A 12,709-nucleotide genomic window follows, 5' to 3' on the forward strand; every position below is an offset into this window, starting at 1 on the left:
AGCGCGGCCGCAGGGCTGGTGCACAATGAAAGGGCGCTCTGTGAGCGCCCTTTTTGTTTGCCTCCATGCCCAAGCCCAAGTCTTTCAAAATCCCGCAGTCTGTGCTGGTAGTGATCTACACCCCGGCTTGGGACGTGCTGCTGATTCGCCGCACCGAGGCGGACCCGGACGCGCCAGCCTTCTGGCAGTCCGTCACCGGCAGCAAGGATGCGCTGGACGAGCCCTGGGCCGACACTGCTGCCCGCGAGGTGCTGGAAGAAACCGGCCTGGACTGCACGCCGGGTAGTGCGCTGGCGCCCCATCTGCAAGACTGGGGGCTGGAAAACGTCTACAGCATCTACCCGCGCTGGCGCCACCGCTATGCACGGGGAGTGACGCACAACCTGGAACGCGTGTTTGGCGTGCAGGTGCCGGACGGTTCGGTGGTGACCTTGAACCCGCGCGAACACACGGACTACCAGTGGCTGCCCTATGACGCGGCGGCAGATGCGTGTTTTTCCCCGTCCAACGCGGAGGCAATTTTGCAACTGCCCCGATACGCCGCCAAGCAACGCCTGGGCACCACGGCATGACCCGGCTGCGCATCGCCACCTACAACATCCACAAAGGCGTGCAGGGCCTCGGCCCGGTGCGCCGGCTGGAGATCCACAACCTGGGCCACGGCGTGGAGCAGCTCGATGCCGATGTGGTCTGCCTGCAAGAGGTGCGCAAGGTGCATCACCGCGAGGCTGCGCACTTTGCCCACTGGCCCGAGTTGCCCCAGGCCGATTTTTTGGCACCGGAGGGCTACGAGGCCGTGTACCGCACCAATGCCGTAACCCGCCATGGCGAGCATGGCAACGCGCTGCTTTCACGCTGGCCCGTGGTGGCCCACCAGCACGAGGACATGTCAGACCACCGCTTTGAGCAACGCGGCCTGTTGCATGTAGAGCTGTTGATTGAAGGGTGTGCAGTGCATGTGCTGGTGGTGCACCTGGGGCTGATCCGCGGCAGCCGGGTGCGCCAGCTGGGCCAGCTGGTGGATTTCGTTGCGCGCGAGATTCCGCACGATGCGCCGTTGGTGGTGGCGGGTGATTTCAACGATGGCCCTGCGGTGGTGTCGCGCCTGCTTGCGCCTGCGGGCCTGCGGGCCTACACGGTGGGTCGCTATCCCACGTTTCCATCTCGCCTGCCGCTGGTACAGCTGGACCACGTGCTGGCACGTGGCATGGAGCCCGTAGGTATTACTGTGCCGCATGGCCGCAATTGGTGGCGTATGTCGGACCACCTGCCGCTGATTGCCGAATTTGAGTGGGCGGATGCGCAGTGACCGATGTGCCCTACACACCCGGCCACCACCTGGCGCTGCTGCAGGGCGGTGCCGAGTACTTCCCGGCACTGATTGCTGCCATCGATGCCAGCATGCAAGAGGTGCGGCTGGAGACCTATATCTTCAGCTTCGACCCGCAGGGCGAGGGCGTGGCTGCCGCCTTGGAGCGGGCCGCCCAGCGCGGGGTGCAGGTGATGGTGGTGTTGGACGGTGTGGGTACGCCCGAAGTGCCGTCAGCCTGGCAGCAACGCTGGAACAGCGCGAGTGTGCAGTGGCACCGGTTTGCGCCTTTGGGGCGTTTGGGCCTGTTGATTCCCGGGCGCTGGCGTCGCCTGCACCGCAAGCTTGCGGTGGTGGATGGGCGCATTGCATTTTGCGGTGGCATCAATGTGCTGGACGATTTCTACGACCCGAACCATGGCCAGCTGACCTCGCCGCGGTTTGACTTTGCGGTGCAGGTGCAGGGCCCGTTGGTGGCTGACGTGCACCGCACCATGCGGCAGTTCTGGGGCCGGCTGAAGGCCACCCAGCAGCTGGAGCGGCTGGAGTGGTCGCAGGCTAAGGCCTCGCTGGTCAGTGCCACCCGGGCTGCCCAGGCGGCGCCCGCGGGAGTGGGCGATGCCACGGGCGCTCCCGCCGCATTGGTGCTGCGCGACAACGTGCGCCACCGCGCCCGCATTGAGCGGGCCTACCGCAAGGCGCTGGGCGCTGCGCAGCACGAGGTGATCATTGCCAACGCCTACTTTCTGCCCGGTGGCAAGCTGCGTCGGGCGCTGATGCATGCGGCGCGGCGCGGTGTGCGCGTGTGCCTGTTGCTCAATGGCGAATACGAGTACTTTATGCAGTACCACGGGGCACGCCCGGTGTACGGCGCGCTGCTCGACGCCGGCGTGGAGATCCATGAGTACGCGACCGGCTTCCTGCATGCCAAGGTGGCGGTGGTGGACGGGCAGTGGGCCACCGTGGGCTCCTCCAACCTGGACCCACTAAGCCTGCTGCTGGCGCGCGAGGCCAATGTGGTGGTGCAGGACCCAGCGTTTGCCGTCCAGTTGCGCCAAGCCCTGCTGCAAGCCATTGCCGAACATGGCCGCCGCCTGGACGGTGTCGCCCATGCGCGGCGGCCTCTGGGCCAGCGTGCGCTGGACTGGCTGGCCTATGGGCTGATGCGCCTGACCCTGGTACTGACCGGGCGTCGCTATTAAATTGATAGCTGCTAGCGCAATGAATACGGGGGCTAGAGGCCAAAAACCTTATAAATACAGAGCGGCCAAAGACTGGTAACATCGTTCCCGACTATGACATCTCAGAGCACCATGAACCCCACCGACACCGACGAAGGAACCCCGGTTTCCGTCAAGATCCGCGAGCGCATCCAGGCGTCGCGCAAGCGCTTCCACGCCAACGACAACATTGCGCAATTCATCGAACCCGGTGAGCTGGCCCTGCTGCTGGACGAGGTGGAAGACAAGATGAAGGGCGTGCTCAACAGCCTGGTGATCGACATCGAGCATGACCACAACACCGACAACACCGCACGCCGTGTGGCCAAGATGTATGTCAACGAGGTGTTCCGCGGCCGCTATGTGGAAGCGCCCACCATCACCGAGTTTCCCAATGTGGGCCACCTCAATGAGCTGATGATCGTGGGCCCCATCATCGTGCGCAGTGCCTGCAGCCACCACTTCTGCCCGGTCATCGGCAAGATCTGGATCGGCGTCATGCCCAACGAGCATACCAATGTGATTGGCCTGTCCAAGTACGCACGCCTGGCCGAATGGATCATGGGCCGCCCGCAAATCCAGGAAGAGGCCGTGGTGCAGTTGGCTGACCTGATCCAGGAGAAAACCCAACCCGATGGCCTGGCCATTGTGATGGAGGCCAGCCATTACTGCATGGCGTGGCGCGGCGTGAAGGACATGGACAGCAAGATGATCAACTCGGTCATGCGCGGCGTGTTCCTCAAAGATCCCACCTTGCGCCGTGAGTTCTTGTCCCTCATCCCCCGGAAAGGCTAAAACCATGTTGGTCCGTTTGCTTTATGCGAGCCGTGCGATTGATGCGCGTCCCGAGGCCATCGAGGCCATCCTGACCCAGTCGCGCCACTACAACCCCACCTGCGGCATCACCGGTATTCTTTGCTACGGTGGCGGCATCTTCCTTCAGGCCATTGAGGGCGGGCGCATGGCGGTGAGCGAGCTGTATGGCCATATCCAGAAGGACATCCGCCACAAGGATGTGGTGCTGCTGCACTACGAAGAGATCACCGAGCGCCGCTTTGGTGGCTGGACCATGGGCCAGGTGAACATGTCCAAGATTAACACCAACATCCTGCTCAAGTACGCTGAGAAGCCCGAGCTGGACCCGTACTCGGTGTCGGGCAAAGTCTCTTTAGCGCTGCTGGAAGAGCTGATGGCCACTGCGTCCATCATCGGTAGAGCGTAGCCCGCGCGGATGCCGGTTAGTGCTTTAGCCCTGGTCATTTTTGCTGGCCTGATTCACGCAAGCTGGAATATTGCCGCCAAGAAGGCGGGCGGCGACGCGCGCTTTGCCTGCTTTACCGCGCTGGTGTTGATGGTGTTCTGGGCTCCCGTGGGCCTGTGGCTGGGCTGGCAGCAGGTACCGGGCTGGGGCGTGACCGAATGGACCTTTGTCGCCATCAGCGGTGTGCTGCACGTGGTCTATTACGTGGTGCTGCTGCGCGGCTACCGCAAGGCTGACCTCACGGTGGTCTACCCGCTCGCCCGTGGCTCCGGGCCTTTGCTGTCGTCGCTGGTCGCCATCCTGTTTCTGGGTGAGCAGATCTCAGCTTTGGGGGGACTGGGCATTGTGGCCGTGGTGGGAGGGGTGTTTCTGGTGGCTGGTGGCCCAGGGCTGTTCCGCCAGGCGCATGACCCCCTCAAGCGCGTGCGCATCCGTAAGGGCATGGTCTATGGCCTGATGACCGGCGTGTTCATCGCCAGTTACACCGTGGTCGATGGCTATGCGGTCAAGGTGCTGCTGCTCTCGCCCATCCTGATCGACTACTTTGGCAACTTTGTGCGGCTGGCGTTTTTACTGCCGCCAGTCTTGCGCGACCGCCCGGCGGCGGCGGCCCTGTGGGCGCAGCAGTGGAAGTACGCGCTCATCGTGGGCATCATCAGCCCCATCTCCTATGTGCTGGTGCTCTACGCCATGCAGGTCGCGCCCATGAGCCATGTGGCGCCCGCGCGCGAAGTGTCCATGCTGTTCGCCGCCTTGCTGGGTGGGCATTTGCTGGGCGAGGGCGACCGGCTGGCCCGCGTGGCCGGGGCAGCCTGCATAGGCGTGGGCGTAATGGCCCTGGCCCTGGGATAGCGGCCATGGCGCTCCTGGTGGGGTGTGATTTCTCCAGCAGCCCCTCGCGGCGCAAACAGATCGTGCTGGCGCTGGGCGAACAAGACCGGGGCCGGGTGGTACTGCAATCGCTGGAGCGCCTGGATTCACTGGATGCCTTCTCGGCCTGGCTGGCCGTGCCACGCGGCTGGATTGGTGGTTTTGATCTGCCGTTCGGCTTGCCCCGTGAGTTGGTCAACACCTTAGGCTGGCCGCTGGAATGGGAGGCCTGCATTCGCCACTTTGCGTCCTTGCCGCGTGCCGATGTCCGTGGCACCTTCGCCGCCTTTTGCGCGGCCCGGCCTGTGGGGGGCAAGTTTGCCCACCGCGCCACGGATGGGCCCGCGGGCTCCAGCCCGTCCATGAAATGGGTCAATCCGCCCGTGGCCTACATGCTGCATGCGGGTGTACCGCGCTTGCTGGATGCTGGCGTGCATCTGCCGGGCCTGCAGCCCGCTGTGGCGCCCCATGCCGCACTGCGCGTGGCGCTGGAGACCTACCCCGGCTTGCTCGCACGCGAAGTGCTGGGTACGCGCAGCTACAAAAGCGACGAGGTGGCCAAACAAACCCCGGAACGCCTGATTGCGCGCAAAGACTTGGTGACGGCGCTGGAGATGGGCCACACGCGCTTACAGCTGCGCCTCAAGCTCAGCCATGCGCAGCACGATGCGCTGGTGGAAGATGCCTCGGGGGACGTGCTGGACGCCGTGCTGTGCCTGCTGCAAGCCGCCTGGGCGGAACGGCAATTGCAAGCTGGCCATCCCTGCTATGGCCTGCCAGCGGACCTGGACCCTTTGGAGGGCTGGATTTTGACCGCCTGAAGCGAGGCGATTGTTAATGCAACCTCAAGCTGCTTTGGGGGCGACGGTCTCTTCGATCTTGAGTGCGAGCTGGGAAATGGCCATGGCTGCGGGGCAGCCTGGCATGCTTTGCAAGAGCAACTGGCGGCGCATGATGGCCTGGCGCACAGAGTTGTCGGCTGGAATATCACCCATATGCACCAAGCGCAACTGCTTGCCGTCCTCTGACGTCACAAAGCGGTCCAGCACCTGCTGCAGTTGGGTGGTGATGGCACGGCCATCGCCCAGACGGGCCGTCTGGTTGATCACCATGCGAATGATTTTGCGTTTTTGCTGTCCGGCCAGTACCTTGATGGTGGCATAGGCGTCGGTCAGCGAGGTGGGTTCGGGCGTGGCCACCACCAGCACTTCTGACGCCAGAGACACAGCAAACAGCACCACGTCTGAAATACCCGCACCCGTGTCCAGCAGCACCACGTCGTAGTGCGGCACCAGGCCAGCCATGATGCGCAGGAAGTCGTCGCGTACTTCGGGTGTCAGGCGCGAATACTCGACCATGCCTGAACCGGCCAATAGCACCGAGAAACCGCCCGGCGCTCGGATGATGGCGTCTTCAAGCTTGGCCTTGCCGGTGAACACATCGTGCAAGGTGATCTTGGGGTAGAGGTTCAGGACCACGTCCAGATTGGCCAGCCCCAGGTCGGCATCGAGCACCAGCACGCGGTGCCCGCGTTTGGCCAGTGCCGCAGCCAGGTTGGCCGACACAAAGGTCTTGCCCACGCCGCCTTTGCCGCTGGTGACAGCCACGACCTTGCCCAAGGGCTTGAGCGGCACACTGGTGCTGCCTTCGGCGGACTCGGGGGGATTTAGCACGTCAGACATTAATAGACCCTCTGCATGGTGCCATTGGCGTTACCACCGGAAGCTTCGGTGGCCGCACTTTCGATCCAGGCGGGATCGCCCAGAGACAAATGACCAAAGAGAAGGTTCTTCTCTTCGGCGCTTACGTAAACTTCTTGTTGCTGGTCCAGAAGCACCCGGTTGCGTCCTTCTGATTTTGCGCGGTAGAGCTGTTGGTCGGCGCGCTCGGTCCACAAGGCCGCGGTGGATCGCACCCATTCGGGCGCGAAAGCGCCACCGATGCTGATGGTCACCTGGATGCTGACACCCGGTGCAATCGCAATCTGCATGGCTTCGATGTTGTGGCGGATGCGCTCCGCCACCACGCTGCCAAACGAGGTGTGGCAGCTGGGCAGCATGACGGAAAACTCTTCTCCACCCAGCCGGGCTACGGTGTCCATGGGGCGCACGCAACCCACCAGGCATTTGGCAATGGCTTGCAGCACCTGGTCACCGGCCTGGTGGCCATAGTTGTCATTGACACTCTTGAAATGGTCAATGTCCAGCATCAGCAGCAGGGCAGGTTCGCCGGAGCGGGCCACCACGTCAATGGCGCGGTCCACCACCGAGCGGAAATGTCGCCGGTTGGGCAAACCGGTCAGTGGGTCTTTGAGGGACAGCTCACACAAGCCATCAATGATGCCCTGCAGATAAGCCGTTGCCGAGGCCTCGGGTGCTGGCAGGGTGATGCTTTGGTCATGGTCCAGCAGGGCGCGTGCATCCTCCAACTGCAGTTCTTGCAATTCGATGGAGGAGCGCGATATTTTGGTGACCAAGGCGTTAGCAAATGTGTTGCGAAAGTCTAACAGGAACGGTAATGCCGATGGCAAGTTTTACCCGGCGCTGACGGTGGAGAAGGGCGGCTTTCCGCGGGCATTTTCGGGGCGATTCAATGGCCGCAGACGCTGCAATGGGGCTGGCGTGGCAGGCGCACCTCGGTCCACTCCATGGCCCGGCCGTTCAGCATGAGCAGGCGGCCGGCCAAACTGGGTCCCAGGCCCATCAAAAGCTTAAGTGCCTCTGCGGCTTGCACCGCACCGATGACCCCCACCAGCGGTGCGAATACTCCCATGGTGGAGCACTGGGTTTCCTCGGGGTGCTCGTCGGGTGGAAAGGCGCAGGCATAGCAGGGGCTGGCCGTGTCGCGCGGGTCGTACACGCTCACTTGCCCGTCAAAGCGGATGGCGGCACCCGACACCAGGGGTTTGCGCAGTTGCACACAGGCGGCATTGACGGCTTGGCGGGTACGGAAGTTGTCGCAGCAGTCCAGCACCACATCGGCCTGGGCCACCAGCGCCTGCAGCGACGCGGCGTCGGCCGATGCCTGCAGCGGTGTGATCCGGATTTCGGGGTTCAGTGCCCGCAGGGTCGCTGCGGCGGAGTCCACTTTGGGTTGGCCCACGCGCTCCGTGGTGTGGACAATCTGACGCTGGAGGTTGGTCAGATCGACGGTGTCGGGGTCAACCAGGGTGATGTGACCGACACCCGCGCAGGCCAAGTACATGGCCGCTGGAGAACCCAGGCCCCCGGCTCCAATGACCAGGGCGTGTGAGGCGTTGAGTTTCTCTTGCCCCTCGATGCCAATCTCATCGAGCAGGATGTGGCGCGAGTACCGCAGCAGTTCCTGGTCCTGCATGCTGGGTTCAGTTGTCCTTGGGCTCTTCCTTGCGTTCCACAAGGGTTTTGCTGACCATCACGGGCTTGCCCTTGAACTGGTTGATGGCTTGCATCAACTGGAAATCTTTGTCCGAACCAAATTCGGGCGGGCGGCGTTCAGCCACCGGCTTGCGGGACTCTTCTTCCAGCCGTTTGATGGCGTCCTCACGGGCCTTTTCGCGCGAGGGATCCTTCTTTTCCTCGCCCTGGCCGCTGGTTAGGTGCTTCTCCAGATCGGCTTCGCGCATGCGCAGGGCTGCGTAGGGGCTGCCTTCCTCGGTGTCGTCCAGCATCACATCGGGCACGATGCCCTTGGCCTGGATGGATCGACCGCTAGGGGTGTAGTAGCGCGAGGTGGTGATCTTCAGACCGGTGTCTGGCCCCAGGGGGCGGAAGGTCTGCACCGAGCCCTTGCCGAAGGTCTGGCTGCCCATGATGGTGGCGCGCTTATGGTCTTGCAAAGCACCAGCCACGATCTCGCTGGCCGAGGCCGAGCCTTCGTTTACTAGCACAATCAGCGGAACTTTCTTCAGGGCGGCGGGCAGGTTCTTTAGGGCGTCAGAGCCTGGCAGACCGCGGATGTCGCTGGCATTGGCGCGCAGGGTTTGCTTGCTGTCCGGCGTTTGGCCGTTGGTGGACACCACGGTCACGTTCTCGGGCAGGAACACGGCAGACAGTGCCACGGCAGACGAGAGCAGGCCACCGGGGTCATTGCGCAGGTCCAGTACCAGTCCTTTGATCTTGGGGTCCTGTTTATAAATTTCGTCCACTTTCTTGGCGAAATCTTCAAAGCTGCGTTCCTGGAACTGGCTCACGCGAATCCAGGCGTAGCCGGGCTCGATGACCTTGCCGCGCACCGACTGCTGTTTGATTTCTTCGCGCGTGATGGTCACCGGGAAGGTGCGGTTCTCATCCTTGCGGTAGATGGTCAGCAACACCTTGGTGTTGGGTTCACCGCGCATGCGCTTGACGGCATCGTTCAGCGACAGGCCCTTGACCACGGTGTCGTCGATTTTGGTGATCAGGTCGTTGGTCTTTAGTCCGGCGCGGAAGGCGGGCGAGCCTTCGATGGGCGAGACCACCTTGACCAAGCCGTCTTCCTGGGTGATTTCAATACCCACGCCAACGAACTTGCCGGACGTGCCTTCGCGGAATTCCTTGTAGGATTTTTTGTCGAAGTACTGGGAATGCGGGTCCAGGCTGGCGACCATGCCTGCGATGGCATCGGTGATGAGCTTCTTCTCATCCACGGGCTCGACATAGTCGCTCTTGACCATGCCGAAGACCGCGGCGAGTTGCTGCAGCTCTTCCAGCGGTAGCGGGGCCAATGTGTTGCGCGCAACGGTTTGCAGTGACACGGTGGTCAGTGCTCCGGCTAGTGCGCCCAAGGCAATCCAGCCCGTAATTTTCAGTTTGTGACCCATATGTATTCCTGTGCCGCACCAATATACACCTTGGAGGTCACTCTTTCGTTCCAGTTCCCCTGCAGCCCCACTATTTCAGTGGGGCTGGTGTGTCAGGCTCAGGCCTTGCCTTGGGAGGCTACCGCTGCCGCGGCCTTGGCGGCGGCTTCCGCATCACCCAGGTAGTAGTGGCGAATGGGTTTCAGGTCGGCGTCCAGCTCGTATACCAACGGGATGCCGTTGGGGATGTTCACGCCCACGATGTCATCGTCAGAAATGTTGTCTAGGTACTTGATCAGCGCGCGGATGGAGTTGCCGTGGGCCGCTACGACGATGCGTTTGCCGGCCTTGATGGCGGGCGCCATCGATTCGTTCCAGAACGGCAGCACGCGGGCCACGGTGTCTTTCAGGCACTCGGTCAGCGGCACCTGGTCGGGCTGCAGCTTGGCGTAGCGCAGGTCGCCGCGCTCGCTGCGTGGGTCGGTCGCTTCCAGCGCGGGGGGGGGCGTGTCGTAGCTACGGCGCCAGACCAGGACCTGGTCATCGCCGTATTGTTTGGCGGTTTCGCCCTTGTTCAGGCCTTGCAGGGCGCCGTAGTGGCGTTCGTTCAGGCGCCAGCTGTGCACCACGGGCAGCCAGGTGCGGTCCATCTCGTCCAGGGTGTGCCATAGGGTGCGCGTAGCGCGCTTGAGCACGCTGGTGTAGGCCACGTCGAACTCATAGCCATCGGCCTTGAGCAGCTTGCCAGCGGTTTTGGCCTGTTCCACACCCAGGGGGGTCAGGTCCACATCGGTCCAGCCGGTGAAGCGGTTTTCAAGGTTCCAGGTGGATTCGCCGTGGCGTACGAGAACAAGTTTGTACATGGTATGGGTCACAAATCAGTGGGGGGACCGGGCAGTGAGCCCGGCGGCGTACAGCTTGCCATTCTAAAATGGCGGGTTAGCGTGAAGTAACCAACAAGGAACAAAGTGAAATTTATTATCGACAACTGGATGCTGATTTCGATTGCTGTGGCCTCCGGTGCCCTGCTGCTGTGGCCCGTGTTGCAAGGCGCCACACTGGCGGGCATTGCCCCCACGGCCGCCATTCAGTTGATCAACCGCGAAAAAGCGGTGGTGGTGGATGTGTCTGAGGCGACAGAGTTCGCACAAGGCCACATCGTGGGCTCCAAGAACATTCCCCTGGGTGAGCTGGAAGCTAAGTTGGCCCAGGCGGTGAAGAACAAAACCTTGCCACTCGTGCTGGTGTGCCAGACCGGTGCGCGTTCAGGCCGTGCCGTGGCGATGGCCAAGAAACTGGGTTACGAGCAGGCTCAATCGCTGGCCGGTGGGCTGAAAGCCTGGAAAGCCGCTAATCTTCCGGTTGAAAAGGCCTAATCAGGCCCCTGCAACCAAGGTAAGAACCATGCAAGCCGTCAAGATGTACACCACCGCCGTCTGCCCCTACTGCGTGCAGGCCAAGCGCATTCTTAAATCCCGCGGGGTCGAGGCCATCGAAGAAATTCGGGTGGACGCGCATCCCGAGGAGCGCATGAAGATGATGGAAGTGACCGGGCGTCGCACTGTGCCCCAAATCTTCATTGGACAAACCCATGTGGGCGGCTGTGACGATCTGATGGCGCTGGACGGTCGCGGTGAGTTGCTGCCTTTGCTGGCCGCCGCAGCCTGACATAATTCTCCCCGTTGCGAATTTGCTTCGTAAGCCCGTTTGGCACTCTGCCAGCGGGCTTTGTGTTTATCTAGAGAGACTATTGCCATGGCAGACCAAGATCCCGTTTTCCAAATCCAGCGCGTGTACCTCAAAGAGGCTTCGCTGGAGCAACCCAATTCCCCCGCCATCCTGCTGCAGCAAGAGCAGCCTTCGGTGGACATCCAGCTTGGCGTGGAGGCTGCACCCGTGGCCGAAGGCGTGTACGAGGTCAGCGTGACCGCCACCGTGACCACCAAGATCCAGGACAAGACCGTGTTTTTGGTGGAAGCCAAGCAGGCCGGTATTTTCGAGATCCGCAACCTAGCACCTGAGCAGCTCAGCCAGATCATGGGCATTGCCTGCCCACAAATCGTCTACCCCTACCTGCGCGGTAACGTGGCCGACCTGATCCAGCGCGGTGGTTTCCCGCCCGTGCATCTGTCGGAAATCAACTTCCAGGCCATGTACGAGCAGCAGCAGGCGGATTCCGCTGGCGCGCCTGCAGGCAGCCTGCCGCAGTAACGCCAGGGTTTGAGGTCTTTTAGGCCTCTAGCCCCCGTCGATATTGCGCGAGCAGCTATGAAAATCATAGTACTTGGAGCCGGTGCCTGGGGCACGGCGCTGGCCGTGAGCGCCGCCGCCAACCCGCAGGCGGGCCACGCCGTGACCCTGTGGGCGCGCGATGCTGCGCTGGTGCAGGGCATGGCCCAGGCGCGGGTGAACCAGCGCTACCTGCCCGGCCACCCCTTGCCCGCCAGCCTCTCGCTCAGCAGCCAGCCGCTGGCGGATGTAGTGGCAGGTTTGTCCGCCTTCGACATGGTGGTGGTCGCCACGCCCATGGCAGGCCTGCGCGACATGCTGAGCCAGCTGGCTGGGGCGACCGTGCCGGTGGCCTGGCTGTGCAAGGGCTTCGAGGCCTCAGTCCAAGGCCAGTTCGGCCTGATGGGTCATGAGGTGCAGGCCCAGGTGGCGCCCCAAATTCAGGCTGGCGTGCTCAGCGGTCCCAGCTTCGCGCAGGAAGTGGCATCCGGCCACCCCACGGCCCTGGTGGCCGCCAGCGCGCATGCCGAGGTGCGCGATGCCTTGGTCGCAGCCTTCCACAGCCCCTCTTTGCGTGTGTATGCCAATGACGATGTGGTCGGCGTAGAGGTGGGCGGTGCGGTGAAAAACGTACTCGCCATTGCCACAGGTTTGTGCGATGGCCTGCAGCTGGGCTTGAACGCCCGCGCTGCGCTGATTACACGCGGCTTGGCAGAAATTTCCCGTCTGGGCCTGGCGCTGGGCGCCAAGGCCGATACCTTCATGGGTCTCAGTGGTCTGGGCGATCTGGTGCTGACTGCCACGGGAGACCTGTCGCGCAATCGCAAGGTGGGCCTGGCCCTAGCTCGGGGTCAGAGCCTGTCGGATGCCGTGAATGAATTGGGCCATGTGGCCGAGGGCGTCTACAGCGCGCGCACGGTGCTGCAGCGTGCCCAGCATCTGGGAGTGCCCATGCCCATCACCCATGGCGTGGTGGACTTGTTGGATGGCAAGCTGCAGCCCGCCCAGGCCGTGGCGGCCCTGATGGGTCGTGGGCCGGCGACCGAAGGCGCCTAACCCGC

16 protein-coding genes are annotated in these 12,709 nt (G+C 62.9%); 11 read left to right on the forward strand and 5 right to left on the reverse strand.

Annotated features, from left to right (window positions below):
• The first annotated feature begins 65 nt into the window (after nucleotides 1–65).
• The 7 genes from nudB to AC1DZ5_RS13705 all read left to right on the forward strand — a co-directional run bounded on the left by nudB (nucleotide 66) and on the right by AC1DZ5_RS13705 (nucleotide 5,481).
• Entirely contained in the window at nucleotides 66–572 is a 507-nt protein-coding gene (gene nudB / locus AC1DZ5_RS13675) for a dihydroneopterin triphosphate diphosphatase (protein WP_477889900.1), read from the forward strand.
• On the forward strand, nucleotides 569–1,309 hold the full coding sequence (locus tag AC1DZ5_RS13680; protein ID WP_477889902.1) for an endonuclease/exonuclease/phosphatase family protein: 741 nt from the start codon (nucleotides 569–571) through the stop codon (nucleotides 1,307–1,309). Before nudB ends, AC1DZ5_RS13680 begins: the two co-directional genes overlap by 4 nt.
• Before the next feature lie 5 nt (nucleotides 1,310–1,314).
• Nucleotides 1,315–2,511, forward strand: a complete 1,197-nt coding sequence (gene clsB / locus AC1DZ5_RS13685) for a cardiolipin synthase ClsB (protein ID WP_477889977.1) — start codon at nucleotides 1,315–1,317, stop codon at nucleotides 2,509–2,511.
• A 93-nt stretch (nucleotides 2,512–2,604) separates the two neighbouring features.
• A complete protein-coding gene (folE, locus tag AC1DZ5_RS13690; RefSeq protein ID WP_477889904.1) occupies nucleotides 2,605–3,324 on the forward strand; it encodes a GTP cyclohydrolase I in 720 nt (239 codons plus the stop codon).
• A 4-nt stretch (nucleotides 3,325–3,328) separates the two neighbouring features.
• On the forward strand, nucleotides 3,329–3,751 hold the full coding sequence (locus AC1DZ5_RS13695; protein WP_477889906.1) for a BLUF domain-containing protein: 423 nt from the start codon (nucleotides 3,329–3,331) through the stop codon (nucleotides 3,749–3,751).
• Between the two features lie 9 nt (nucleotides 3,752–3,760).
• Nucleotides 3,761–4,642: an EamA family transporter gene (locus tag AC1DZ5_RS13700; protein ID WP_477889908.1), complete on the forward strand. Its 882-nt coding sequence runs from the start codon at nucleotides 3,761–3,763 to the stop codon at nucleotides 4,640–4,642.
• A gap of 5 nt (nucleotides 4,643–4,647) precedes the next feature.
• The gene (locus AC1DZ5_RS13705; RefSeq protein WP_477889910.1) at nucleotides 4,648–5,481 is read left to right on the forward strand and encodes a DUF429 domain-containing protein; all 834 of its coding nucleotides are present in this window, start codon (nucleotides 4,648–4,650) and stop codon (nucleotides 5,479–5,481) included.
• Between the two features lie 24 nt (nucleotides 5,482–5,505).
• On the opposite strand, the gene AC1DZ5_RS13710 is transcribed toward AC1DZ5_RS13705, so the two are convergent.
• From AC1DZ5_RS13710 to gpmA, 5 genes are all read right to left on the reverse strand, one after another.
• Nucleotides 5,506–6,342 carry a MinD/ParA family protein gene (locus AC1DZ5_RS13710; RefSeq protein WP_310339753.1) on the reverse strand — a complete coding sequence of 279 codons (837 nt, stop codon included), beginning with the start codon at nucleotides 6,340–6,342 and terminating at the stop codon, nucleotides 5,506–5,508.
• Nucleotides 6,342–7,136, reverse strand: coding sequence for a GGDEF domain-containing protein (locus AC1DZ5_RS13715; protein WP_477889913.1), 795 nt, complete (start codon nucleotides 7,134–7,136; stop codon nucleotides 6,342–6,344). Before AC1DZ5_RS13715 ends, AC1DZ5_RS13710 begins: the two co-directional genes overlap by 1 nt.
• Nucleotides 7,137–7,249: 113 nt before the next feature.
• On the reverse strand, nucleotides 7,250–7,996 hold the full coding sequence (locus AC1DZ5_RS13720) for a HesA/MoeB/ThiF family protein (RefSeq protein WP_477889915.1): 747 nt from the start codon (nucleotides 7,994–7,996) through the stop codon (nucleotides 7,250–7,252).
• A gap of 7 nt (nucleotides 7,997–8,003) precedes the next feature.
• Nucleotides 8,004–9,440: a S41 family peptidase gene (locus AC1DZ5_RS13725; RefSeq protein WP_477889917.1), complete on the reverse strand. Its 1,437-nt coding sequence runs from the start codon at nucleotides 9,438–9,440 to the stop codon at nucleotides 8,004–8,006.
• A gap of 98 nt (nucleotides 9,441–9,538) precedes the next feature.
• On the reverse strand, nucleotides 9,539–10,282 hold the full coding sequence (gene gpmA, locus AC1DZ5_RS13730) for a 2,3-diphosphoglycerate-dependent phosphoglycerate mutase (protein WP_477889919.1): 744 nt from the start codon (nucleotides 10,280–10,282) through the stop codon (nucleotides 9,539–9,541).
• Between the two features lie 105 nt (nucleotides 10,283–10,387).
• On the opposite strand from gpmA, the gene AC1DZ5_RS13735 reads away from it, so the two are divergent.
• The 4 genes from AC1DZ5_RS13735 to AC1DZ5_RS13750 all read left to right on the forward strand — a co-directional run bounded on the left by AC1DZ5_RS13735 (nucleotide 10,388) and on the right by AC1DZ5_RS13750 (nucleotide 12,704).
• A complete protein-coding gene (locus tag AC1DZ5_RS13735) occupies nucleotides 10,388–10,795 on the forward strand; it encodes a rhodanese-like domain-containing protein (RefSeq protein ID WP_310339744.1) in 408 nt (135 codons plus the stop codon).
• A 28-nt stretch (nucleotides 10,796–10,823) separates the two neighbouring features.
• Nucleotides 10,824–11,087, forward strand: a complete 264-nt coding sequence (gene grxC / locus AC1DZ5_RS13740; protein WP_477889922.1) for a glutaredoxin 3 — start codon at nucleotides 10,824–10,826, stop codon at nucleotides 11,085–11,087.
• 87 nt (nucleotides 11,088–11,174) lie between these two features.
• Nucleotides 11,175–11,630, forward strand: a complete 456-nt coding sequence (gene secB, locus AC1DZ5_RS13745; protein ID WP_310339742.1) for a protein-export chaperone SecB — start codon at nucleotides 11,175–11,177, stop codon at nucleotides 11,628–11,630.
• Nucleotides 11,631–11,687: 57 nt separating this feature from the next.
• Complete coding sequence (locus tag AC1DZ5_RS13750; RefSeq protein WP_477889925.1) at nucleotides 11,688–12,704, forward strand: NAD(P)H-dependent glycerol-3-phosphate dehydrogenase; 1,017 nt, start codon at nucleotides 11,688–11,690, stop codon at nucleotides 12,702–12,704.
• Nucleotides 12,705–12,709 lie beyond the last annotated feature (5 nt).

It is taken from the genome of Rhodoferax sp. P1_F3, from assembly GCF_056405715.1.

Coding starts and splice junctions, on each gene's coding strand:
- AC1DZ5_RS13705 (WP_477889910.1), top strand. CDS start 4,648: ATGGCGCTCCTGGTGGGGTGTGATTTCTCCAGCAGCCCCTCGCGGCGC.
- gpmA (WP_477889919.1), bottom strand. CDS start 10,282: ATGTACAAACTTGTTCTCGTACGCCACGGCGAATCCACCTGGAACCTT.
- AC1DZ5_RS13750 (WP_477889925.1), top strand. CDS start 11,688: ATGAAAATCATAGTACTTGGAGCCGGTGCCTGGGGCACGGCGCTGGCC.
- nudB (WP_477889900.1), top strand. CDS start 66: ATGCCCAAGCCCAAGTCTTTCAAAATCCCGCAGTCTGTGCTGGTAGTG.
- AC1DZ5_RS13700 (WP_477889908.1), top strand. CDS start 3,761: ATGCCGGTTAGTGCTTTAGCCCTGGTCATTTTTGCTGGCCTGATTCAC.
- AC1DZ5_RS13725 (WP_477889917.1), bottom strand. CDS start 9,440: ATGGGTCACAAACTGAAAATTACGGGCTGGATTGCCTTGGGCGCACTA.
- AC1DZ5_RS13680 (WP_477889902.1), top strand. CDS start 569: ATGACCCGGCTGCGCATCGCCACCTACAACATCCACAAAGGCGTGCAG.
- grxC (WP_477889922.1), top strand. CDS start 10,824: ATGCAAGCCGTCAAGATGTACACCACCGCCGTCTGCCCCTACTGCGTG.
- AC1DZ5_RS13710 (WP_310339753.1), bottom strand. CDS start 6,342: ATGTCTGACGTGCTAAATCCCCCCGAGTCCGCCGAAGGCAGCACCAGT.
- folE (WP_477889904.1), top strand. CDS start 2,605: ATGACATCTCAGAGCACCATGAACCCCACCGACACCGACGAAGGAACC.
- secB (WP_310339742.1), top strand. CDS start 11,175: ATGGCAGACCAAGATCCCGTTTTCCAAATCCAGCGCGTGTACCTCAAA.
- AC1DZ5_RS13695 (WP_477889906.1), top strand. CDS start 3,329: ATGTTGGTCCGTTTGCTTTATGCGAGCCGTGCGATTGATGCGCGTCCC.
- AC1DZ5_RS13720 (WP_477889915.1), bottom strand. CDS start 7,996: ATGCAGGACCAGGAACTGCTGCGGTACTCGCGCCACATCCTGCTCGAT.